Source organism: Candidatus Chloroploca mongolica, assembly GCF_004762035.2.
Lineage (GTDB): Bacteria > Chloroflexota > Chloroflexia > Chloroflexales > Chloroflexaceae > Chloroploca > Chloroploca mongolica.
Window position 1 is genome coordinate 13,650 of the sequence record NZ_SIJK02000052.1, and the last position, 22,866, is coordinate 36,515.

Annotated in this window: 11 protein-coding genes; 3 read left to right on the top strand and 8 right to left on the bottom strand. The window is 57.6% G+C overall.

The annotated features are described in order from the left end of the window. Window positions 1-6 precede the first annotated feature (6 nt). From EYB53_RS20090 to EYB53_RS20125, 8 genes are all read right to left on the bottom strand, one after another. Entirely contained in the window at window positions 7-9,216 is a 9,210-nt protein-coding gene (locus EYB53_RS20090) for a carboxypeptidase regulatory-like domain-containing protein (protein ID WP_135480364.1), read from the bottom strand. Window positions 9,217-9,516: 300 nt separating this feature from the next. Beyond that, complete coding sequence (locus EYB53_RS20095) at window positions 9,517-10,365, bottom strand: SirB1 family protein (RefSeq protein WP_135480366.1); 849 nt, start codon at window positions 10,363-10,365, stop codon at window positions 9,517-9,519. Window positions 10,366-10,395: 30 nt separating this feature from the next. Next, window positions 10,396-11,379 (bottom strand): glucokinase, encoded by a 984-nt coding sequence (gene glk, locus EYB53_RS20100; protein ID WP_135480368.1) that lies wholly within the window; start codon window positions 11,377-11,379, stop codon window positions 10,396-10,398. 162 nt (window positions 11,380-11,541) lie between these two features. Next, window positions 11,542-12,213: a ribulose-phosphate 3-epimerase gene (gene rpe, locus EYB53_RS20105; RefSeq protein WP_135480370.1), complete on the bottom strand. Its 672-nt coding sequence runs from the start codon at window positions 12,211-12,213 to the stop codon at window positions 11,542-11,544. Beyond that, window positions 12,214-12,969, bottom strand: coding sequence for a ribose-5-phosphate isomerase RpiA (rpiA, locus tag EYB53_RS20110; RefSeq protein ID WP_135480372.1), 756 nt, complete (start codon window positions 12,967-12,969; stop codon window positions 12,214-12,216). 578 nt (window positions 12,970-13,547) lie between these two features. Further along, window positions 13,548-16,688, bottom strand: coding sequence for a transglycosylase domain-containing protein (locus EYB53_RS26220; protein ID WP_135480375.1), 3,141 nt, complete (start codon window positions 16,686-16,688; stop codon window positions 13,548-13,550). A gap of 160 nt (window positions 16,689-16,848) precedes the next feature. Then, complete coding sequence (locus tag EYB53_RS20120; RefSeq protein ID WP_135480377.1) at window positions 16,849-18,075, bottom strand: YeeE/YedE family protein; 1,227 nt, start codon at window positions 18,073-18,075, stop codon at window positions 16,849-16,851. A 61-nt stretch (window positions 18,076-18,136) separates the two neighbouring features. Continuing rightward, window positions 18,137-19,147, bottom strand: a complete 1,011-nt coding sequence (locus EYB53_RS20125) for a sulfurtransferase (protein ID WP_205712702.1) — start codon at window positions 19,145-19,147, stop codon at window positions 18,137-18,139. 248 nt (window positions 19,148-19,395) lie between these two features. On the opposite strand from EYB53_RS20125, the gene EYB53_RS20130 reads away from it, so the two are divergent. The 3 genes from EYB53_RS20130 to EYB53_RS20140 are packed head-to-tail and all read left to right on the top strand — an operon-like array spanning window position 19,396 to window position 22,655. Further along, entirely contained in the window at window positions 19,396-19,767 is a 372-nt protein-coding gene (locus EYB53_RS20130; RefSeq protein ID WP_135480379.1) for a response regulator, read from the top strand. Window positions 19,768-19,827: 60 nt separating this feature from the next. After that, entirely contained in the window at window positions 19,828-22,011 is a 2,184-nt protein-coding gene (locus EYB53_RS20135) for a GAF domain-containing protein (RefSeq protein WP_167857506.1), read from the top strand. 11 nt (window positions 22,012-22,022) lie between these two features. Further along, window positions 22,023-22,655, top strand: a complete 633-nt coding sequence (locus tag EYB53_RS20140) for a response regulator (protein WP_205712703.1) — start codon at window positions 22,023-22,025, stop codon at window positions 22,653-22,655. Window positions 22,656-22,866: the final 211 nt, after the last annotated feature.

Consider the following 22,866-nt stretch of genomic DNA (forward strand, 5'->3'; position numbering starts at 1 on the left):
GCATCTTTACCGTCGTACGAGCGGTAACAAGACCCGGAAGACATCCCCTTGTGGTTCCAACGTCTGCTCGATTGGATCAACTGGGGTGCCGACCGTGACCGTAATGGGGTCAGTGACACTTGATCGCAAGCCGCTGCCAAGGGGTGGGACAAATTCCACACGATAGGTGCCACTGGTGAGGCCAGGCGAGGTAGTGAACTCGCCATTTGCATTCGTTGTGGCCCCTGCAACGGTGGCTCCTGATTCATTGAGGACATTGACCTGCACATTGGCTACGCCAACCTGGGCCAGGCTGGCCGGACTGGCCCGCAATGCACGACCAGTGAATTGCACGCCCCGCACAAGGGCGGCATTGATATTCTCGACCGGGCTCTGGGCAACCGTCACCACATCGGCACTGGCGAGGTCAGGCTTGTTATCGTAGTAGATCGGCAGGTAGGCGCTGGTGGCCCCCTGCGGTTCAAAGAAGACGCGGTAGTCGCCACTACTTAGTGCTGGCGTTGTATAGGTACCAGTGGCCGTGGTTGTGGTGCTGACGACTTCGGTGCCACTACTATCGAAGATACGTACGTTTACACCTGCTAGCCCTGCACCACCGCTGGCAGCCGTAACCCGCCCGGTGATTTGGCCGCCGCTTGCGAGGCTGGCGTTGATGTTGGGGGTAGTCTGGGAGGCGGTGACCGTGACGGGATCGGCGCTGGCGAGATCGGGTTTGTCGTTGTAGTACTCGGGGAAGTACCCGCTTGAGGCACCGGCAGGCTCAAAGAAGACACGGTACGTTCCTGGGCGCAAGCTTGTGATGGTATAGGTGCCAGTGGCATCAGTGGTTGCCGTTGCCCCAGCTTGGTTGCCGTCGGCATCGAAGGCCTGCACCTGGACATCCGGTAGCCCCGCGCCGCCGCTGGCGGCCGTGACGCGCCCGGTGATTTGGCCGCCGCTTGCGAGGCTGGCGTTGATGTTGGGGGTGGTTTGTGCGGCGGTGACCGTGACGGGATCGGCGCTCGCGAGGTCGGGTTTGTTATCGTAATACTCCGCAAAGTATTTGCTTGAAACACCGACGGGTTGGAAGAAGATGTAATACGTTCCAGTGGGGAGATCCGTCATCGTATAAACACCAGTGATATCGGTCATTGCCATTGAGCCTACCTGCTCGCCAGCGCTATTGAAGGCACGTACCTGAACACTTGGTAGGCCTGCGCCATTGCTTGCATCGGTCACCTGCCCAGCGATCTGCCCGGCCACCTCGAGGCTGGCGTCAATCCCGGTTGTTGTGTCTGGTGCCGTCACGCTGACGGGATCGGCACTGGCTTGATCCGGTTTACCATCGTAATACTCAGGCAGATACCCACTGGAACTACCAAAAGGTTCAAAGAAGACCTTATAGCTTCCTGTTGGCAAGCCAACGATGGTATAGTCGCCAGTTGCGTTGGTACGCGCCGTTGAGCCAACTGGATTGCCATTGCCATCCATCGCCGTCACCTGGACAGAGCTCAGGCCATCACCACTGATTGCATCGGTGACGCGCCCATTGATCTGCCCGCCCGTTTGCAGATCGGCATTGATGCCGCGTGTCGCAACCCCTGCGGTCGTCGCTACGGGATCGGCGGTCTCACGGGTCGTTTTGCCGTTATAGAACTCACCAATAAACGTATTCGCCGGGAAGTTGCTATTGGTAGTAGAAAACTCAACGTGATAGTTGCCAGCAGGTAAGGCAAAGCTTGCATAGTACCCCCTGGAACTGGTGGATGCAATGTCAACCAGTTTCGCCGACGTGTCGCTGAGCCGCGGGGCCGGGTCAGCAATGGTCCAGATGAGCACATCGACCCCGCCCAATGGGCAGCTATTGCCAAGCACCTGCCCACGAATGGTGCCACCAACCACCATCTGGGCATTGATCGCTGGCGTTACTGTGCCCAGGCTGACGGCAACAGGGTCGCCTTCCGCCAGATCGATACGATTATTGTAGACCTCACTAACATAGGTGCGGGTACCCGAGAAGCGGACCTTGTAGCTGCCAGCCGGTAGGCCTGGGGTCAGGTACGTTCCGTCATTTCCGGTGGAGCTCAAGGCTACGAAATTATCATCACTTGTCCAGACCTGTACACTGATGCCGTTCAGAGGCTGACTGTCTGGGCCAGTGACCGTACCAGCGATCTGTCCGCCGCGTGTCAGGTTGGCATTGATATTCTCGGTTGTTGCCTCAGGATTGACGCTAACCGGATCGGCGTCTGCCTGGTTCACTTTATCGTTGTACCATTCGGTCAGATATGCCTGGAGGTCTAGTGTGTCTGCGCTGAACCGTAGCTGATAGGCCCCGGGGGGCAAATTCGGCACGGTATAGTTGCCCTCGGCATCAGTCCGCACCTGGCGCAGGAAACTGCCGTCTATGCCGATATAGACCTGGACGGCAATATTCTCGAGTGCGGCTCCTCCTTCGCCTGTTACGATGCCACTGATCTGCCCATACGGAACGTATGTGAGCTCAGCATTGATGTTTTCGCTTGTTGCTCCATTGGTGACCGCAACCGGATCGGCTGCCTGTTCAGTGGCTTGATTGTTATACCATTCGGACACGTATTCGCTGATAAAGGTGTTGGGTGTGAAGTAAACCTTATATGTGCCGGTAGGTAAGCCGATGGTCGTGTATGTCCCATCAACAGCAGTGAAGGTCTGGGTGAGATATGTTCCGTCTTCACTGTTGTAAATACGAACATTTATGCTTCCAAGTGGCATGCCAGCTTCGCCGGTGACGGTACCACTGATCTGTCCGCCCCGCGTCAACTGGGCATTGATGCCAGGTGTGACCGTATTCGCAGTGACATTGACCGGATCGGCGGTCTCCTGGGTTGCTTTGTTATTGTACCAAGTGCCGAGATGGGCTCGGGTGGTCGCATTGTTGGAACTGCTGGGGAAGAACCGGACACCATAGCTCCCTGCTGCCAGCCCACTACTCGTATAGGTGCCATCCTCGTTGGTCTGGGTTCCACTGATAAAGTTACCACTCTCGTCATAGAAAGAGACATTAACCAGATTGAGTGGCACCCCGCCTGATCCAGTGACGGTGCCACTGATCTGCCCACCTTGGGTCAACTGGGCATTGCGATTGGCACTGACACCACCAGCGGCGACTGGGATAGGATCAGCGGTCTCTAACGATGCTTTATCGTTGTAATACTCGGGTAGATACTCGCGTGTACGTCTGTTTACCGTAGTGGTTGGATTGAAGTAGGTACGGTAGCTGCCTGCTGGTAGCACAGGGGTCAAATAATCCCCATTGTTGTTGGTCGTCGTTGACGCTACAAAAGCATTGCAGTCATCGTAGATGTTAACGCTAACGCCAATCAGGCCGACGCCATCATTGCCGGTCACGCGCCCAGTGATGCGACCGCCCTGTTGCAGGGCAGCATTGATATTGCTGGTGAGCGCAGGTGCTGTGACTGAGACGAGATCGGCGATCTCACGGTCGGGTTGATCGTTATACCATTCACCAAGGTAGGTGCCGGTTGAGCCAAATTGGATCAGATATGCTCCGGTTGCCAACCCGGTGAGCGTATAGGTTCCGGTTGCATCGGTGCGGGCTGAAGCCACTGATGAGAAGGAGTCCAGGCCTGGATAGGCCGCGACCAGCACATTCTCGAGGTCGGCACCCTGAGCCAGGCTCGGGCTGGCTTCACCGGCTGTGACCTGACCAGTAATCTGCGCTCCCCGTGCGAGGGCGGCATTGATTGGGGTGATCCCAGGTGCCGTCAACGTGATCACCGTGGCATTGAACAGGCTTGTCTGATTAGCGTGGAACTCGCCGAGATAGCTGCGGGTGGTCGCATTGTTGGCAAATTGGGTCTGGAATTCGACCCGATAGGCACCACTCGCAAGTGCGGTTGTGGTGTAATTGCCACTGCTATTGGTTGTGGTATCGGCAATGATGGTGCTGGTAGGATCGTAGACCAAGACGCGAACGCCGGTAAGTGGATCACTGGTGTCCTCAGCGGTAACCTGCCCCGTCAGTTGTGCTCCACGCTCCAGTTCGGCGTTGATGGTTGTGTCGTCTTGTGCATTGAGCGTGATCGGGGTTGCCGTCTCTGCGCTGTTCTGGTTGTTGTAGAACTCGCCCAGATAGGCGCGGGTGGTTGCGTTATTCGAGGTACGGGTTCTGAACTCAAGTTGATAGGTGCCAGTCACCAGCGTGGTAAAGGTATAGTACCCGCTGGGTGTCGTCTCAACAGATCTGCTGAAGGCACTATTGGTATCGTAGAGGCGCACCAATACGCTGGGCAAGCCTTCGCCCGTATCAGCAGCCGTGACGCGGCCACTCAGTTGCGCACCACGTACCAGAGCCGCATTGACGGTTGTTGTGGTTGGCGCGGTAACGCTAATCCCGGTGGCTTCCGCCAGCGTTGCCTTGTTGTCATAGAATTGCCGCAGATAGCTGCGTACCGTATCGTCGAAGCCATCCTGAGGTCGTAGCTCAAGGCGATAGGTTCCGGTAAAGAGCCCGGTAAAGGTATAGTAGCCGCTATTGGTCGTCCTGATATAGTCAATGCTATTGCCATTCGCATTGTAGAGCTGAACGCCTACGTTGGCCAGACCGTTGCCCGTATCGGCCCCGGTGATGCGCCCACTTAGTTGAGCACCACGTGCCAGGACTGCGTTGACAGTTGTTGTGGTTGGCGCGGTCACACTAATGGCGGTGGCTTCCTCGAGCGTGGCCTTGTTGTCATAGAACGCACGCGCATAGAGTCGGGTGGTTGCTTGCCCAAACCACTGGGTGTCGAACTCGAGGCGATAGGTGCCTGTCACCAACCCGGTGAAGGTATAATAGCCTGTCGCCGTTGAGGTAAATGTATTGATCTCACTGCCGCCGGTGTTGTAGAGGCGTACGCGTACGCTGCGTAACCCGTTCCCGGTATCGGCTGCGGTTATGCGTCCGCTCAGTTCACCCCCAAGGGTGAGGGCTGCGTTGATCGTGGTTGTGGCAGGTGCCGTAAGTGTAACTGGCGTTGCCTCCTCGAGCGTCAATTTGTTTGCATGGAATTCACCCGCATAGAGCTGGGTTGTCACGCTAAACGACTGGCTTGGATCAAAGCCGATCCGGTAGGTGCCACTGATCAAGCCAGTGATGGTGTAGTTTCCGGTAGCAGTTGTCACACCAGAATCGGCCATTGCTCCGGTCTCATCATAGACAAAGACCGTGACATCCTCTAAGCCAGTGCCGTTATCTGCTGCGGTTACGCGCCCCGTAAGTTGCGCCCCACGTTCGAGCGAGGCATTGATGCTCGTCGTATCAGGCGCAACCACACTGACCCCGGTGGCTGCTACCAGGTTGGTTTGCTTATTGTGGAACTCTGGCACATACAACTGGGCTGTCTGGTCAGCCGAGCCGCGTGGATCAAACTCGACCCAGTAGGCATTATCACTCAAGCCGGGCACGGTATATTGACCAGTCGCATCTGTCTCAACTGTTGCGACGACGTTGTCGGTCGCATTATAGACACGTACCGCCACTTCGGCCAATCCAGCACCACTATCAGTCGCAGTGACGCGCCCACTGATCTGCCCGCCACGTTCGAGCGGTATATTTACAGTCGTGAATTCGCCGACCGTCAGATTGATTCCCGTTGCAAGCTCGAGAAAGCGCTGGTTGTTATAGAACTGACCAAGATAGGCGCGCGTGGTTGCATTGGCTGCATTGCGGGTGATCAATTCCACCCGATAGACACCCGTCGTCAGCGTAGTGAAGGTGTAGTTGCCAGTTGCATTGGTACCGACAGTGGCAATCGTGTTGCCATTGGCATTGACAAGCCTGACGGTGACATCTTGCAGAGCATCGCCAGTATCAGCGCCAGTCACCCGGCCACGTAGTTCGGCCCCCCGTTGCAGCACCGCATCAATCGTTGTTAGGTCAGGTGCGGTAAGACTGATTCCGGTTGCTGTATCCAGGCTTGTTCGGTCGTTATAGAACTCGCCGAGATAGAGTTGGGTTGTGGCATTGTTGGCAGACTGCGTCCTGAATTCAAGCCGATACACTCCGGTTGCCAAGGTCGTGATCGTATACTGTCCTGTCGCATCGGTTGCGGTTGTTGCTACCGGATTGCCGCTGGCATTGGAGAGGCGCACGGCGACACCGGCGAGGCCGTCACCGGTATCCGAGGCGGTGACGCGCCCGCTGATCTGCCCCCCGAGTTGCAGCACCGCATTCGCGGTGACGCTGGCGGGTGGCTCGACTGGGATGGGCGTGGCGGCGCTGAGACTCGCCTGGTCATCGTAGAATTCCCCGAGATAGAGCGAGTTGAAAGGCGGGCTGAAGCGCAGGTAATACGTTTCGCTGACGAGTCTGGTGAACGTATAGGAGCCAGTAGCATTCGTATTCTGGCTGGTAACAAATTGCCCGCTCCTATTGTAGAGTTGTACGCTGACATTCGACAAACCGTCACCAGTATCCGAGGCGGTCACGCGCCCAGTGATCTGCCCACCACGTTGGAGCACGGCATTGGCGGTGACGACGGCGGGTGGGGCGAGTGGAATCGGTGTGGCGGTACTCAAACTCGCGACATCATCGTAGTATTCCCCGAGATAGAGCGAGTTGAAGGGCGGGATGAATTGCAGGCGATAGGTGTCTGAGACCAGGGTGGTGAAGGTGTAGTAGCCGGTACTGCCAGTGGTTCTGCTGGTACTCTGCCCGTTGGCATTGGAGAGGCGCACGGTGATCCCGGCGAGGCCGTCACCGGTATCCGAGGCGGTCACGCGCCCAGTGATCTGCCCACCACGTTGGAGCACGGCATTGGCGGTGACGACGGCGGGTGGGGCGAGTGGAATCGGTGTGGCGGTACTCAAACTCGCGACATCATCGTAGTATTCCCCGAGATAGAGCGAGTTGAAGGGCGGGCTGAATTCCAACCGATAGGTGTCTGAGAATAACGCGGTAAAGGTGTAGTAGCCGGTGCTGCCCGTGGTTCGGCTGGTAATCTGCCCGTTGGCATTGGAGAGGCGCACGGTGACGCCAGCGAGACCGTCACCGGTATCTGAGGCGGTCACGCGCCCGCTGATCTGCCCCCCGAGTTGCAGCACCGCATTGGTGGTGACGACGGCGGGTGGCTCGACCGGGATCGGTGTGGCGCTACTCAAAGTCGCCGCATCATCGTAGAATGCTCCAAGATAGAGCGAATTGGTGGGCGGGCTGAAGCGCAGACGATAGGTGTCTGAGACGAGCTTTGTGAAGGTGTAGTAGCCGGTGCTGCCCGTAAATGCAGTATCAATAGACTGCTCGCTGCTGGCATTGTAGAGCTGAACCCTTACATTCGCGAGGCCGTCACCGGTATCTGAGGCGGTGACCCGCCCGCTGATCTGCCCCCCGAGTTGCAGCACGGCATTGGCGGTGACGACGGCGGGTGGCTCAACCGGGATCGGTGTGGCGCTACTCAAACTCGCCGCATCATCGTAGTATTCCCCGACATAGAGCGAGTTGAAGGGTGGGCTGAATTGCAGGCGATAGGTGTCTGAGACGAGGGTGGTAAAGGTGTAGTAGCCGGTGCTGCCAGTGGTTCGGCTGATAATAAACTGCCCGTTGGCATTGTAGAGCCGCACGGTGATGCCAGCGAGGCCGTCACCGGTATCTGAGGCGGTGACGCGCCCGCTGATCTGCCCACCGACTTGCAGCACGGCATTGGCGGTGACGATGGCAGGTGGCTCAACCGGGATGGGCGTGGCGCTACTGAGACTCGTCTGGTCATCATAGAATTCCCCGATATAGGGCGAGCTGAAGAGCAGGATGAATTGCAGGCGATAGGTGTCTGAGACGAGGGCGGTAAAGGTGTAGTAGCCGGTGCTGCCAGTGGTTCGGCTGGTAATATTTTGCCCGTTGGCATTGTAGATGAGCACGGTGACCCCGGCGAGGGCTTGACCAGTATCGGCAGCGGTGACTCGCCCGTTAATCTGCCCCCCGAGTTGCAGCACCGCATTGGCGGTGACGACGGCGGGTGGCTCAACCGGGATCGGTGTGGCGCTACTCAAACTCGCCGCATCATCGTAGTATTCCCCGACATAGAGCGAGTTGAAGGGTGGGCTGAATTGCAGGCGATAGGTGTCTGAGACGAGGGTGGTAAAGGTGTAGTAGCCGGTGCTGCCAGTGGTTCGGCTGATAATAAACTGCCCGTTGGCATTGTAGAGCCGCACGGTGATGCCAGCGAGGCCGTCACCGGTATCTGAGGCGGTCACGCGCCCGCTGATCTGCCCACCACGCACCAACGCGGCGTTGATCGTTGTGGTAAGTGAGTCGGTGAGGGTAATCGGATCGGCCGTGGCGAACGTGGACTTCTTAGCATAGTATTCGACGAGATAGAGGCGTGTGATCGGATCAGTGCTAAATTCTGGAAAGAAACCGACACGATATGTGCCTGCTGCTACATTGGTGATGGTGTAGTACCCAGTCAAACCGGTCGAGCCACCGTCCACAAAAATCCCATTTGCAGTGTAGATGCCGATGAAGGCATTGTTCAGACCATCACCGCTATCCTCTGCTGTGACGCGCCCAACAAGGCTCGCTGTCTGCTGGGGGTTGATTGGTGCCTGTTCAATTGCCGAAGCATCTGGTGGGGGTGGCGTTTGTGGAGGTATGGTGGTTGCTGGGGGCGCCTGGGGGGCAGGTTCGTCGCCAACTGGGGGTGGCTGGGGAGCAGGTTCGTCGCTGATGGGGGGTGGCTGGGGGGCAGGTTCGTCGCTAGCTGGGGGAGCCTGGGGGGCAGGTTCGTCGCTAGCTGGGGGGGGTGGTGGATCTGATGCTTGCTCATCGGGTGGAGGCAGGGGACGTGCAGCCGTCAGTTGCACTGGGGTCACATCGCCTGTTTTGACATGCAGCACGGGCGTTGAAAGCAGCTCAACCGGCTGTTCACCCGCAAAGAGCTGCAGATCATACAGGCCAGTTGCGAGCCCTGTGAGGCTGAACTGGCCTAGATCCCCGGTTTGTGCTGTGGCGACAAGTTCACCTTCGCGCCATACTTGTAAGGTCAACCCTTCGCCAAAACCGCCTTCAGCGTAGAGTACCTGACCACGTACGTACTCAAGGAGAGGCTCGGTTCCCGGTTCTTCTGAGCTTTGCCTGGGCGGGGCCGCAGGCTGAGCCGCAACAGGCTGGCTTGGGACTGAGAGAGAGGAGAGGAGGAGGCTGACGAGGAGAAACCCGACGAGGAGCTTGAAGAACGCACGCACAGAAACCGTTGACATAACACCATTCCCCTTGCCTTGGGTGCAGGGCTGGCATGGAACATCACCCGATCACAAGCATTATCAGATGACAGGCATGCATCCTTGCACTGTATGGCTGACGTTGAGCTGCACTCTATAGATATAGTGAAGTGGGAAGTAGGCTGCTACTTCATATTATACATAAGCTTTCTTTAATGTAAAGTAGATAAACAAGTTAAATCTTAGTTAAAAGATAATGTGTTCTTTACATCACAAGAAACTTAGGTTGTGTCACCCTGCGCAGAGCGCAGGGTGACACAACCTAAGGAAACTTACAAATTAGTTGCGTTTGACGAGTTGAGTGATGACTTCGCGGGCGATGCGCTTGATCTCGCTGATGTCGTTAGCGGCGGGGTTGCGCTGGACATAGGCTTCGAGATCGGTGATCGCGGCGTGCAACTGACCGGTGCGGAGGCGCAGCAACCCGCGATCGCGGAGTTCGCCGGGGTCACTTGCATCGAGCAGCAAGAGGCGTTCAACGGCGGTCAGGGCACGCCGACTATCGCCGCGTGCGAGATGGGTCTGCTTGAGATTGCGCAGAATGCGGGCGAGGATCGCCCCGCGCCCGGGTGGGGCCATAATAATCGACGACAGTTCGTCACCGACGGCACCGTAAAAAGTTGCAATTTGGCGCTCGCAATCGGCCATACTCCAGCTCGAACCACCACTGAACGGGTCAACAAAGTGATCGCCGGCAGGATCACGAAAGCGTACCATAAAATGGCCTGGCAACGCCAGACCATGCACTGGGAGGCCGAGTCGCCAGCCTGTTTCAAGGTAAATCAGGGCCAGCATGATCGGCAGACCAGTTCGCCGCTCAATGACCTGATCGAGGTAACTATGGGCCGGATCAGGATGCCGATAACACGAGGGATCACCATAGAAGCCGATGGTGTCAAAGAGATACGTGTTGAGCGCGGCAATCTGTTCGGTCGCGTTACTGGTTGCGTTGACCATAGGCGCAACGTTTGTGGCAAAGGTATCGAAGTGGGCGAGCCATGGTTCACGGTCAACCCCGCCCTGATCTTCCCAGGCCAATGCCAGCGCCGCTGCTGCGAGGGGCACCTCGGGGTCGGCGTGCTTAATGCAATTGAGAAAGCGCTGTCGCGCCGGGGCTAGGTGATCCATGGCGAGGATTGTACCATATGCGTTGCCTGATCAGTCCATCAAGGCATACGCCGCTGCGCCATAGAGGGCTGTTTTGGAGTTGAGGATGACATGCACCGGGATGCGTTCCATCAGTTTACGGAAGCGGCCTTTGTTACGCATCGCATTGAGGAAACGTTCGCCGCGTAACTGCGGCAACAGACGTGGTGGGATGCCGCCGCCAAGATAGATGCCACCTGTTGCGAGGACTTTTAGTGCCAGGTTGCCGGCCTCACTGCCCAGAATACCAAGAAAACAATCGAGGGTTGCCGCACAAACTGGGCAAGGACCGGTAGGATTCAGTGCGCCACTCACAATGACCGGGGTTGGATCATCGGCGGTTGCCAGTTGCTTCGCGACACTCGGCGTCTCCTGGCGAAAGACACGGTCACGGAAATAGGCATAAATATTGGGAATACCCATCCCCGAACAGACCCGTTCGTAGCTCACGTGGCGATGCTCCTCGAGCAGATACTTGAGCAGATCGGCTTCGGTTGGTGTCGTAGGGGCAAAGGAAGAATGTCCACCCTCTGACGGATGGGCTCGGTAGCGCCCATTATCCCAGGTTAAAAACGCCTCACCGAGCCCGGTGCCTGGGGCAATCACCCCAATGGCCCCTTGGCCTACGCATTCACCAGGATTGAGGGTAGCGACATCGCCTGGTTCCAGATAAGGAACCGCCTGCGCAATTGCCTTCAAGTCGTTGATCAGCGTCACCGGGATCTGCCCAAGTTCTTCTTGGAGTCGTTCTTCTTCCACGACCCACGAGAGATTCGTCATCGTGGCACGCCCATCAACAACGGGGCCGGCGACGCCAAAGCAGGCTGATTGAATAGTGCCTGGATGATCAGCCAGGAAGGCCCGCACAATTGCTTCAAGGCTTGCATAACGCCCGCTGGGAAAGGTGACTTCCACGAGCGGGGCATGAGGGCCTTCTTCTATCGAAAAGAGCGCACAAATTGTCTTTGTTCCACCAATATCACCGGCAAGGATCATAAGGTGACTCCTGGGGCTTGTGGCCTATACGGATTAATGTAAGCCTCGGTTGAAGGGGTTTTGGGGGCCACAGGCCCTCAAGAATCTTGCATGTACTGGCGAAAACAACCAGCAAAGCTGGTTGTTTTCGCCAGTACATGCATGAGTTTTTAAGGTCAGAGGTTACCCTGAATTCAGTGCTGTGCGCAACGTTGCAAGGGCTTCGGTGACCGTCTGGCTCGGCTGATAGAAGGCTGATCCAACGACGGCAAGGTCAGCCCCGGCACGCTGGACGTCAGCAATGGTCTGAGCATTGACCCCTCCATCCACCTGAATCAAGAGGTCTGAGCGGGACTGTTGGGTTCTCCAGGCATCGAGTTGGACAACCTTGGTGAGGCAGCTAGGAATGAGACGTTGACCACCGAAACCCGGATTGACCGTCATTATCAGGGCAAGGTCGAGATCTGGCAACAAGGCTTCGAGTGTGCCGAGGGGTGTGCCTGGATTGAGGGCAACCCCGGCCTTCGCCCCCAATTCATGGATGGTCTGCACGGCTCGATGGGTATGGGGGGTAGCCTCGGCGTGGATGGTAATATAGTCACAGCCTGCCGCAGCAAAATCAGCCAGATAACGTTCTGGCTCGACGATCATCAAGTGGGCATCAAGGATGGCCCCATAGCGTCGGGCAATGGGCTGGAGGGCATGGATCACGAGCGGCCCAAAACTGAGATTAGGCACAAAGCGCCCATCCATGACATCAAGATGCAGCCAGCGGATGCCAGCCTCGAACGCTGCTTCAACCTCGGCGCCCAGACGGGCAAAATTAGCTGTCAGAAGTGACGGTGCCAGTTGCATTTAGCGTGCAACACTCATCTGCCGAACCCCCGATGTTCCGGCGATAATTAGATCGGTGGCAAGGCCGAGAAACAGCCCGTGCTCAACAATACCTGCCCGTTGCTCAAGGCGACGTGCGAGCGCTTCAGGGTCATTGATACTTCCAAACGTGCAGTCAAGAATGTAATTGTTTTGATCGGTTAGATACGGCCCACCATCGAAACGTCGTCGCAGGCATACGGTTGCCCCCAGTTGTTCGAGAAAGCGGGCCTGACTCTTCCATCCAAAGGTAATGACTTCAACTGGCAGGGCAAAGAGCATTCCAAGTTGTGGCGAGAGTTTGCCCTCGTCCACAACAATCACTTCGCGCAGGCTTGCCTGCGCAACCATTTTCTCCCGCAGCAACGCACCACCCCCACCCTTGATTAAGTTGAGTTGCGGATCAACTTCATCAGCCCCGTCAATCGTGAGATCGACCACAGGCTGCTCGTCAAGATCGCTCAGGGAAATGCCGAGGCGACTGGCTTCGGCGGCTACGGCATGGGAACATGGGATCCCAATGATATTGTGTAGTTCACCATCCGCAAGTAACGCGCCGATCTTGCGGATTGCATGGATTGCGGTTGAGCCAACGCCGAGCCCAACTACCATCCCTGGGGAGATCAGCTCGACGGCCCTCTCAGCTGCCAGACGCTTGAGTTGATCGCGCGAGTGAGCTTGCGTGTTTGCTCTTGCCACCGCTTCATCTACCAACGGGTCGTGTACTGCCGTTGCCATGACCTTGCCTTTGTCGTTGTTTGAGGCATCGAGTGTTTGCGTGTGCAACCTCAGTTGAGCATTATAGCAGATCTATGCTTTTTCGCCGTTTCGCTCTTTAGCGAAGGTTTCAGGCTCCTGTACAGTTTGCACTCATCGTAGTGCCGACTTCAGTCGGCTCAACCGGAAGCCGATTAATGGTTTTAAGAATTAAAATCGTAGTGCCGACTTCAGTCGGCTTCTTGCTCAGCCGACTGAAACGCTTGGTGTGAGATCGTTTTTGCCCCACTGGGACGCCGCCGAAAAATGCATATTTCGCCCGATTGCGATGCGGAGGCTACGCGTGTACCGCATCCTGATGCAAAACCGTGTACGAGAACTCACACCAAGCGTTGAAGTCGTCACTACCAGACTGGACGATGGCATCTTTCGTTGGGGTGTGCGACCAGGCCTACGGATGGTGTGCTTTTGCCGGCGCGGGGCACGGCGGGGGCGGCAGGGCAGGGCACGGCGGCGGTGCCGTGCCCGTACAGGCGGGGTGGGGGCACGGCGGGGTGGGGTCACGGCGGTGGGGGCACGGCGCCGCCGTGCCCCTACTACTATGGCTCTGCTGGGGGCGGGGGTGGCTCTGCTGGGGGCGGGGGCTCCGCTGGGGGCGGGGGGGGCTCCGCTGGGGGCGGGGGTGGCTCCGCTGGGGGCGGGGATGGTTCCGCTGGGGGCGGGGGTGGTTCCGCTGGGGGCGGGGATGGTTCCGCTGGGGGTGGGGATGGTTCCGCTGGGGGTGGGGATGGTTCTGGCTGTGGCTCAGGATCTGGTGCGCGGATGCCCAGGATAATGGCTGTGCCGGGCACGATCCAATCACCGGGGGCGGGGATCGTGCTGACGACTGCATAGGGCACGAACTGGTCATAGAGATCGCCAATATAGGTGCGATCCTGATAGTCAACAAAGATGACACTTGCTGGAATGCCCAGGCTTGCCAGAACGCTCTTGGCCTGATTTTCGCCCAGACGGAGCAGATCGGGCATCAAGACTGCGCCCTCGACGGGGGGTTGCGGGACAGGTGCCTCGAACATCTCGGCACTGCAAGCGGGCAACGCCTCGACGGCCTGTTTGGTTATGCCTGTGCTCCCACCTTCCCACTCATACCGAACGCGCATACTTGGGTCGGGCGGAGGGGTATTCCAAATGATGATCTCGCGCTGCAACACGGCAGGATAGGTCAGTTCATCAGAGGGGCGACAGAAGGCTCTTGCGTCGAGCGAGGGTGTGGCCTCTGGATTCGCCGTGTCCAGTTCCGCTGGTGCCGTGATCAGCAATTGACCATCACTTGACCAGTCTTGTTCCATGGGAACTTGTACCAGCGTGATTCGTTCGAAGGCATCACACGGAATTGACAAGGTTTCCAGGCTTTGATTGGCAGGCAGTGGTTGACTTGAATCACTCCCCGTTGATGCATTGCGCCGTGCTTCCAGGATGTCAGTCAGCATTTGCCGCGTGAAGAGTTCTTCGCGGTAGCCACCATACGGGCCCGGAAGTTCACAAATGGGGCGCGACAGGACACCATTGGCGGGCAAGGTAAAGCTTGTCGGGATGACGCCATTCGGATAGGGGGCGGCAAAGAGTGCCCGATAACGGGGTTGTTCTTCGATCCAGTCGAACAATTCCTCCATCACATTGCGCCAGATGATGCCACCGCCGGTGAGGCTTTCTACCCGTTCGGTCGTCTCATTATTATTGTTGCCTGTCCAGACTCCGACCGTGACAAAGGGCGTATAGCCTGCCGCCCATGCATCGCGCCAGTCGTTAGTTGTTCCGGTCTTGACCGCAGCGGGGAGCGAAAGCTTGAGCGGACTATTGAGCCCCCAGACCGCCTGGCGTGCCCGGTCATCACTCATCATATCCGAGATGATCGCCACCAGATTGGGATCAATGACCTCGGTTCCACGATTAGGCAAGAACTCTTCGAGCACATTGCCTGCACTATCGGTAATGCGCAAGACTGAGACTGGTTCGTAGTAGCGACCACCGCTTGCGAGGGTATTGTAGGCGGTCGTCAGTTCAAGTGGCGTCACCTCGCCGCCACCCAGGGTCAGCGAGAGGCCATAGAAATCCTCGCCGCGTTTGAGGCCCTGCTTGATCCCCACGCGATCGAGCAGATCGAGGGTCGCTTGAATACCTGCAAAGCGGAGGGCTTTGACAGCGGGAATATTGAGTGAATTCGCGAGTGCCGTGCGGATCCGCACCGGGCCATTAAAGCGCCCGTTATAATTCAATGGCGTATACCATGCTCCCGCCCCGCTCGACGAAGTTGGAAAATCAGTTGGCACATCCCAGATCACCGTCTCGGGATGCATACCCTGTTCCATCGCGGCCAGATAGGTAAAGGGTTTGAGGGCCGATCCTGGTTGGCGCTCACGCGTCGCCACATTGACTTGTCCATCGATCACATTGCCCGTTTCACCGACGGTTGTTGTTGCGATAACCGCATCATAGTCAATACTCCCGACCATTGCCAGCACCTGGCCGGTGTTGGGTTGCATCACGACCACCGACGCATTGTGAATATTGCGTTCACGCAGATCGGTGATGCGTTCAAACGCCTTTTGCTGGGCCATGCGCTGCAGATCGAGGTCAAGGGTTGTCGTAATGCGCAACCCACCATTGAAGAGGGCCTGTTGTCCATAGCGCTCTTGCACAAGATCGCGCACATAGAAGACAAAATGGGGTGCATTGAGGGGCACTTCCTGGGGGGCAAAGCGCAAGGGTTCGGCGATAGCGGCACGCGCTTCTGCTTCAGTGACATATTCGTCCTCGACCATCCGGCGAAGCACAGCCACCTGACGCCAGCGTGGCGGACTAAGGCTTTCGGGCAACTGATAGTCAGCACTGAGCCAGTTTTCACCGAGGATAACCCCAGGCAGATACCCACCTTCGCCATCACGGTCGAGGTGATTGATGGGGTTATAGACGGTGGGTAACTGGGGCAATCCGGCGAGCAACGAGGCTTGATTGAGGTTGAGATCGCCTGCTCGTATGCCAAAAAAACTTTCGCTAGCAGCCTCAATGCCATAGGCGAGGTTGCCATAGAAGTTCTCGTTCAGATAGAGCTCAAGCACTTCTTCTTTGGTGAAGAGCTGATCAAGCTCCTGAGCAAGAATGATCTCTTTCATTTTGCGCTCATACCGCCGTTCAGGGGCGCGCTCTTCGGCGGTCAACACACTATTTTTGATCACCTGCTGACTGATCGTCGAGGCCCCACCGGTCTCTTCACCTGCTTGCAGGCTAGAAATGAGGGTGCGAATAATACCACCCAGGTCAACCCCGGGATTGGTAAAGAAGGTCTTGTCTTCAATCGCGACGGTTGCACTGATGAGCAGCGGTGAAACCTCGTCAATCGCGACGTTGGTGCGGCGTCCGGCATCAAAAAACTCATAGAGCACTTCGCCATTGCGATCGAAGATCCGTGACGTTTGAAAGAGTTCGCGTTCGGCGAGGGCATCAAGGCGAGGCATGAGCGTCGCCGCCGTGCTCGCATAGGCACTATAGGCTAATGAGCCAACGAGCAGGGATACGCCAATGATGCTCAGGAAGATGAACGCGATCAGGTTGCCTGCAATATGGGGAAGATACGATGGCTGTTTGGGGGAACGTCGCCCTCGCATCAACCCCGGATAAGCCGGGCGACGAGGGACAGTTCGTCCACTATAGGTTCGTCGAAAGGAACGATCTCGCTGCATATGTTGTTATACTCAACAGACCACCTGGATCGGCGCACGAAAAACGGCGCTTGACTCTCACCAGGCGCTCCGTCACGCTATCAGGCGATTTCCATCAGTCTAGTATAACACTTGCGACGTGAGGGCGATCTTATGGCTAGCTGATAGTCGTGTCACGCATTCAGACCAGACGGTGCAAGCTGCTTCGGATGCCGAGCCAGACACCAGCAAGCATTGTGAGGCCAAAGAGCCATCCCGAGACGGCAAACGCCGAGATGCCCGAAAGCAGGGTGCCGACGGTGCAACCGAGCGCGACCATGGCCCCCCATCCCTGCAAAATGCCACCAACCAGGGCGCTGCCGGCCCCGCGCATGGTAAGCCGGTCGGGTTGAAAGCGGTTGGCGAGCAAGGCGGCGGTGAGTGACCCGAGCACCAAGCCGGAGATGAGCAGGCCATTGGCGGTAATGGTCTGCACCACCTGGGTGGCACAGCCCGCCAGCCGATCTAGCCCAAAGAGCGTTGTTGGGAGCAGCCCGACCTGATCCATGCCTGTTCGCGCAAGGCTGCCGAGTTGCGATGTTACCCCAAGTGGTTCAATGCGCATGTAGGCGACGGTGCCCAGCAACCCCACTAGGGCACCTGTGACGAGGGCAGGCCAGCGCTGGTGGAAGAGAACCGCCCACACACCCGCCAGATCAAAACGTTGCGCCGGGCGGGGTGGCAACTCGGGCACGTTGCGGAGCAACAAGAAGGCGATGCCTCCCAAAAGAACGAGTTGGAGGAAGAGCGCACCTCCATACCCAAGACGTGCGGGCAACCAGATCACTGGCGCATCAGCAATCGTTGCGAGATAGAGCTGATTCCAGCTCAGGAAGCCTAGCCCAAAGCCGGCAAGCACACCAAGCAATGCCACAGGTGCCCGCGTTGAACCCTCACCAAGCCGATAGAGATGCCCGCTGACACACGCCCCCGACAGGGCCATGCCAAGCCCAAAGGCCAGGCCACCCGCCGCGAGAACCCAGCTAACTGGGCCAATATGGGCCTCGGGAGGTAGGCGTCCACTGAAGGGGTTCGGCAAAAAGATCCCGAAGACCAGCGTATAACCGATTGAACCGGCGGCCAGGGCGGCAAGGATGGCATACACCGGACCAGTGTTGCGAAACTCGATCCAGTCCCGCAAGATGCAAAAATAGCAAAAACGGCCCCGCTGAAAGACAAAGCCGAGACTCGCACCGAGCAGCAACGAAAGCGCTGCCGTTGCGCCGCGTCCAGGGGTAGCGTGGAGCCAGTAGGCTGTGCTCGTCAACCCGATGAGCAGTGCAACGGCGAGACCGAGGCGTACGCCAGTGGTGCGTGCGAGCCTCTGGAATGGTTGCCGATCAGCCCGTGTTGAAGGAAGCTCAGTCATAGATCGTGTTCACCTGGGTAGAGCACCAGGGCCAGCCATGCTGACCCTGGTTGCCCGGCGATTATTGGGCGCCCCACACGGTGCCACTCGGATTGGCAATCGGAACCCCAATCGTATTGCCCCACTCGGTCCACGAGCCATCATAGACGGCAACCTCGTAGCCGAGGATCTGGCTCAAGACGAACCAGGTGTGGCTGGCGCGCTCGCCAATTCGGCAATAGGTGATAATTGGCTGGCTGCCATCGATGCCCAGACCAGCATAGAGGCTCTGCAACTCATCAACCGACTTGAAGGTACCATCTTCATTGAGGGCTTGCTTCCAGGGGATATTGATCGCACCTGGAATATGGCCTGCCCGGATTGCCAACTCTTGAAAGCCCTCGGGGGCAAAGATCTTGCCTGAGAACTCATCAGCCGATCGGATGTCGATCAGTGAGGCGGTTGTTGTGCCCTCAACAACTGCTAAGACATCAGGCAATCTGGCACGCAGACTCTCGCGGTGCGCAACGGTGAAATCGCCAGCCGCGACGCTCGGCACGGTTACCGACAACTCGCGTCCCTCGGCCTCCCACTTGGCGCGGCTACCATCGAGCAGGCGCACATCATTGGCCCCGTACTGCAGAAAGATCCAAGCCCCCCAGGCGGCAAACCAGTTGCTATTATCGCCATAGAGGACAACCGTCGTATCCTGGTTAATGCCGGCTGTGCGGGCGAGTTGCTCGAAGCGGTCAGGCGCAACAATATCCCGATTAACCGTATCGACAAAATCGGTGTGCCAGACAAAGTTCACTGCCCCCGGAATGTGGCCCCGCTCGTAGAGTCCTGGAACAACACTGACCTCAATCACCCGCACCTGCGGATTATCCAGGTTTGCGGCCAGCCACTCGGTGCTCACCAGAGCCTGCTCGGGTCCGCGTGCGCCCAGTTCGGTGCCTTGCGCAGGGACAGGCACCGCAGCAACAGGCGCTGCCGCAGGTGTTTGGGCAGTCGAGCATCCCGCCAGCACGATCACCAGGGCCACCAGAACAACCAGCATCAGACCATTGCCACGTGAAACGACAGGCGTATGCATCACAGATCACTCCTTGAAGGTAGCGCTACGTCCGAGCGACGCATCATGCGTCGCTTTCAAAGTAAAAGTATAGTAATACGATCAACTTAATTAACAAAAGGGTAATGTATCACTATTGCAAATGGGTAAAATTACCCTAGTCGACTGACTAGTCTTGCTCCCCGCCTTTGGTCTAACGCACACGCCCTGCATCTGCCTGATGCGCACGATGAGCGTTAGGCGTATGCTACAGGCATGAGGTGGAGCCTATGAATGCCCTCCCAATGCGCCAGATTCTCCTCGCCGACGACCAGGCCAGTGTCCGTGATGCGTTGCGGCTACGTCTTGAGCAAGAACCCAACTTTGCGATTGTGGGCGAAGCAGTCGATGCCACTGGTTTGCTGCTGCTGGTTGCCGAGTGCGCTGCCGAGCTTGTGCTGCTCGATTGGGAACTGCCCGGTCTTCCCCCGAACCATCTTGTGCGGCTGCTATACGCCGAGCAACCGGGTCTCAAAATCGTTGCGATGAGCAGTCGCCCCGAGGCCCATCAGCCAGCTTTGCAGGCCGGAGCTACGGCCTTTCTCAGCAAAGGTGCCCCCCCAGAAGATCTGCTCAAGACTTTGGTCTCACTGAGAGGATGAATCCCCATTGATCTTCTGCCTCAGGACATGTACCATAGGGGCATGAGTGAGCAGCAGCATATGCTTGAAATCTTCTTTGATCAGATGCCAATGGGCATTGCGCTTCTCGATTGCGACCTGCGCCTACGCCGGTTCAATCCGACGCTGATCGAATTTGTCCGCCGCTACAGTTCCTTGCCAACGGAACAGGTTGGGCAGGGAACGTCGTTTCTCGATCTGCTGCCGGGCAATGAAGCCTCAGCCCGTGCCATCTTTTTGCGTGCGCTTGCGGGCGAGACCGTGTATCAAGAAGCCTTCCCGTTGACAATTAATGGCCGCGTCTCATACTGGGACTCGGTCTCGGCTCCGCTTTACCATGAGGCGACGATTGTTGGGATTGTGCATGTCACGACGAGTGTGACCGAGCGTGTGCTGGCTGAGCAAGAGTTGCAGAAGACCCTGGACCGCCTGCGGCATCATGTAACTTTCGAACAGATTATCACGACGCTCTCGAATAGCTTTATCAATATGCCGCCTGATCAGATTGATCAGGGCATTCGACAGGCTCTCCAGACACTTGGCACCTTTACCCAGGCTGATCGCGCCTATATTTTTCTCTACAGTGATGATGCAACGTCGCTCTCGTGCATCCAGGAATGGTGCGCCGAGGGGATCGAAGCGCAGATCTACCGCTTGCAGGGCCTGTCCACTGCGAACCTTGCCTGGTCAAACCGGCAGCTCTTGCAACGTCAGATCCTGCATATTCCCTGGGTTGACCAACTTCCACCTGAGGCAGCCGTTGAACAGCGTGAATTCACCAGCCAGGGCATCAAGTCGTTGCTCGCGGTGCCGATGACCTACCAAGAGCGGGTCGTTGGTCTCTTGGGTTTTGATGCGGTACGTCAGAAAAAGACCTGGGCCGAGCTTGATATCTCGGTGCTGCATGTTGTTGGCGAGATGCTGATCAATGCGCTCGAACACAAACGCTCACGGGCGGCCCTTTACGAGGCGAATCGCCTGCTCGAGCAGCGGGTTGCCGAACGCACCTATGAGCTTGAGCAACGCAATCAGGAACTCGAGCGGAGGCGGCAGGTAGCCGAAGGTCTGCGTGAGATCCTGGTGCGGCTCAACGCCGAGCATGCCCTACCGCAGTTGCTGGATGCGATTGTTGCGCAGGCCGATCAGTTGATTGCCAGCGATGTCGTCGCGCTCTATCTATTACATGAAGAGCAGCAGACGTTGACGATCCAGGCCTTGCGTGGTGAATTGCCCCCCGAAGTGCGGCAGGTCACATTGCCATCAGGGGTAGGCACAATTGGTCGTGTGGTGGCCTTGCGGCAGATGATGATTGTGCCCGATGTGCGTCAGTTGGACATTCGCACGGTCGAGGCGGTACGTGCCGAGTCGCTTGCCGCCACCGAGGGCATCCTGATTGACCCCGACCGCCTTGAAGCGTTGAAAGCCTTGTTGCAACGCTTTCGTGCGGTGCTCGCCTTGCCCCTGGTTGCCCAGGATGTCGCCTATGGCGGGTTGGCCTTTTACTACCGGGAGCCACGTACCTTTACCGAGGAAGAGATCAATCTGGCCTCACTCTTTGCTGACCAGGCGGCCCTAGCGTTGCAGAATGCGCGTCTGCGTGATAAAGCCGAACAGATAGCCGTCATGGCTGAACGGAATCGGCTCGCCCGCGAATTGCATGATGCCGTAACCCAGACCCTCTTTTCGGCGAGCCTGATTGCCGATGTGCTGCCCCGGATCTGGGAACGCAACCCTGTTGTTGGCGAGGCAAAACTGGCTGAATTGCGCGAATTGACGCGCGGCGCACTCGCCGAAATGCGCACCCTCTTGCTCGAATTGCGTCCAGCGACGCTGACCGAGAGCAACCTTGATGAACTGCTGCACCAACTTGCCGCAGCCTTCGTCGGACGGTCGCGCTTGCAGATAACCGTTGAAGTTGTAGGTGAAGCAGAGCGGCGACTGCCGCCCGAGATCCAGGTGGCGCTCTACCGCATTGCCCAGGAAGCGCTGAATAATGTGGTCAAACACGCCAATGCCTCGCACGCCGTTCTGACGCTCACCTTTACGCCTGGGCATGTGGTGCTCACGGTACAAGACAATGGCCGTGGTTTTGATGCGACCACCGTGAGTAGTCATTCACTTGGTCTTGGCATTATGCGCGAGCGTGCCGCCAAAATTGGGGCGAGGCTAGAGATGACGAGTCGGATCGGAGGGGGAACCAGGATCGCGGTTGACGTTCTTACCTGATGGAGGAGCCTATGGAACCAATTCGTGTCATGATCGTTGACGACCATGCGGTTGTCCGAAGTGGCCTGGCCGCTTTTTTACTCGCCTATGACGACCTCGAACTGGTTGCCGAGGCTGATAGTGGTCATACAGCGCTTGCGTTGTGCCAGGAGCAGATGCCTGACGTCATCCTGATGGATCTGGTGATGCCTGAGATGGATGGGGCTGCCACCACGCGCGCGATCAAAGCGCGTTATCCCCAGATTCAGGTGGTAGCCCTGACCAGCTTTCGCGAGGATGAACTGGTGCAAGGCGCCTTGCAGGCCGGGGCTATTGGCTACCTGCTCAAAAATATCAGTGCCAATCAACTTGCCGACGCCATTCGCGCCGCACATGGTGGGCGCCCAACGCTCGATCCCGAAGCAACGCGTGTCCTTATGGAAGCAGCGCGCAAACCCGCCGAAATCCACTTTGACCTGACGCCTCGCGAACAAGAGGTTCTGGTGCTGGTAACCCATGGCGCAAACAATGGCGAAATTGCCGCCAAATTACGGATCAGCCAGTCAACCGTCAAATATCATGTGAGCAGCATTCTGGCGAAACTCGGAGCCAGCAGCCGCACCGAAGCCGCTATGCTTGCGGTTCAGCACCGGCTTGTGCCGTAAGCGCCTGAGTCCGCAATAGCTTCCGGGAAGCTCTGCGCGAAGATGTCATGGCGCACCGACGTGCCTGAACCACCGATGAGCATCAAGCTTCCCGGAAGCTTTACCCGCAGGGCGATTGCATCTTCCGTATATGCACCCCGCCAAGGCACCGGCAAGGGCACCGGCAAGGGCACCGGCAAGGGCACCGGCAAGGGCACCGGCAAGGGCACCG

Coding starts and splice junctions, on each gene's coding strand:
- EYB53_RS20090 (WP_135480364.1), bottom strand. CDS start 9,216: ATGTCAACGGTTTCTGTGCGTGCGTTCTTCAAGCTCCTCGTCGGGTTT.
- EYB53_RS20095 (WP_135480366.1), bottom strand. CDS start 10,365: ATGGATCACCTAGCCCCGGCGCGACAGCGCTTTCTCAATTGCATTAAG.
- glk (WP_135480368.1), bottom strand. CDS start 11,379: ATGATCCTTGCCGGTGATATTGGTGGAACAAAGACAATTTGTGCGCTC.
- rpe (WP_135480370.1), bottom strand. CDS start 12,213: ATGCAACTGGCACCGTCACTTCTGACAGCTAATTTTGCCCGTCTGGGC.
- rpiA (WP_135480372.1), bottom strand. CDS start 12,969: ATGGCAACGGCAGTACACGACCCGTTGGTAGATGAAGCGGTGGCAAGA.
- EYB53_RS26220 (WP_135480375.1), bottom strand. CDS start 16,688: ATGCAGCGAGATCGTTCCTTTCGACGAACCTATAGTGGACGAACTGTC.
- EYB53_RS20120 (WP_135480377.1), bottom strand. CDS start 18,075: ATGACTGAGCTTCCTTCAACACGGGCTGATCGGCAACCATTCCAGAGG.
- EYB53_RS20125 (WP_205712702.1), bottom strand. CDS start 19,147: ATGCATACGCCTGTCGTTTCACGTGGCAATGGTCTGATGCTGGTTGTT.
- EYB53_RS20130 (WP_135480379.1), top strand. CDS start 19,396: ATGAATGCCCTCCCAATGCGCCAGATTCTCCTCGCCGACGACCAGGCC.
- EYB53_RS20135 (WP_167857506.1), top strand. CDS start 19,828: ATGCTTGAAATCTTCTTTGATCAGATGCCAATGGGCATTGCGCTTCTC.
- EYB53_RS20140 (WP_205712703.1), top strand. CDS start 22,023: ATGGAACCAATTCGTGTCATGATCGTTGACGACCATGCGGTTGTCCGA.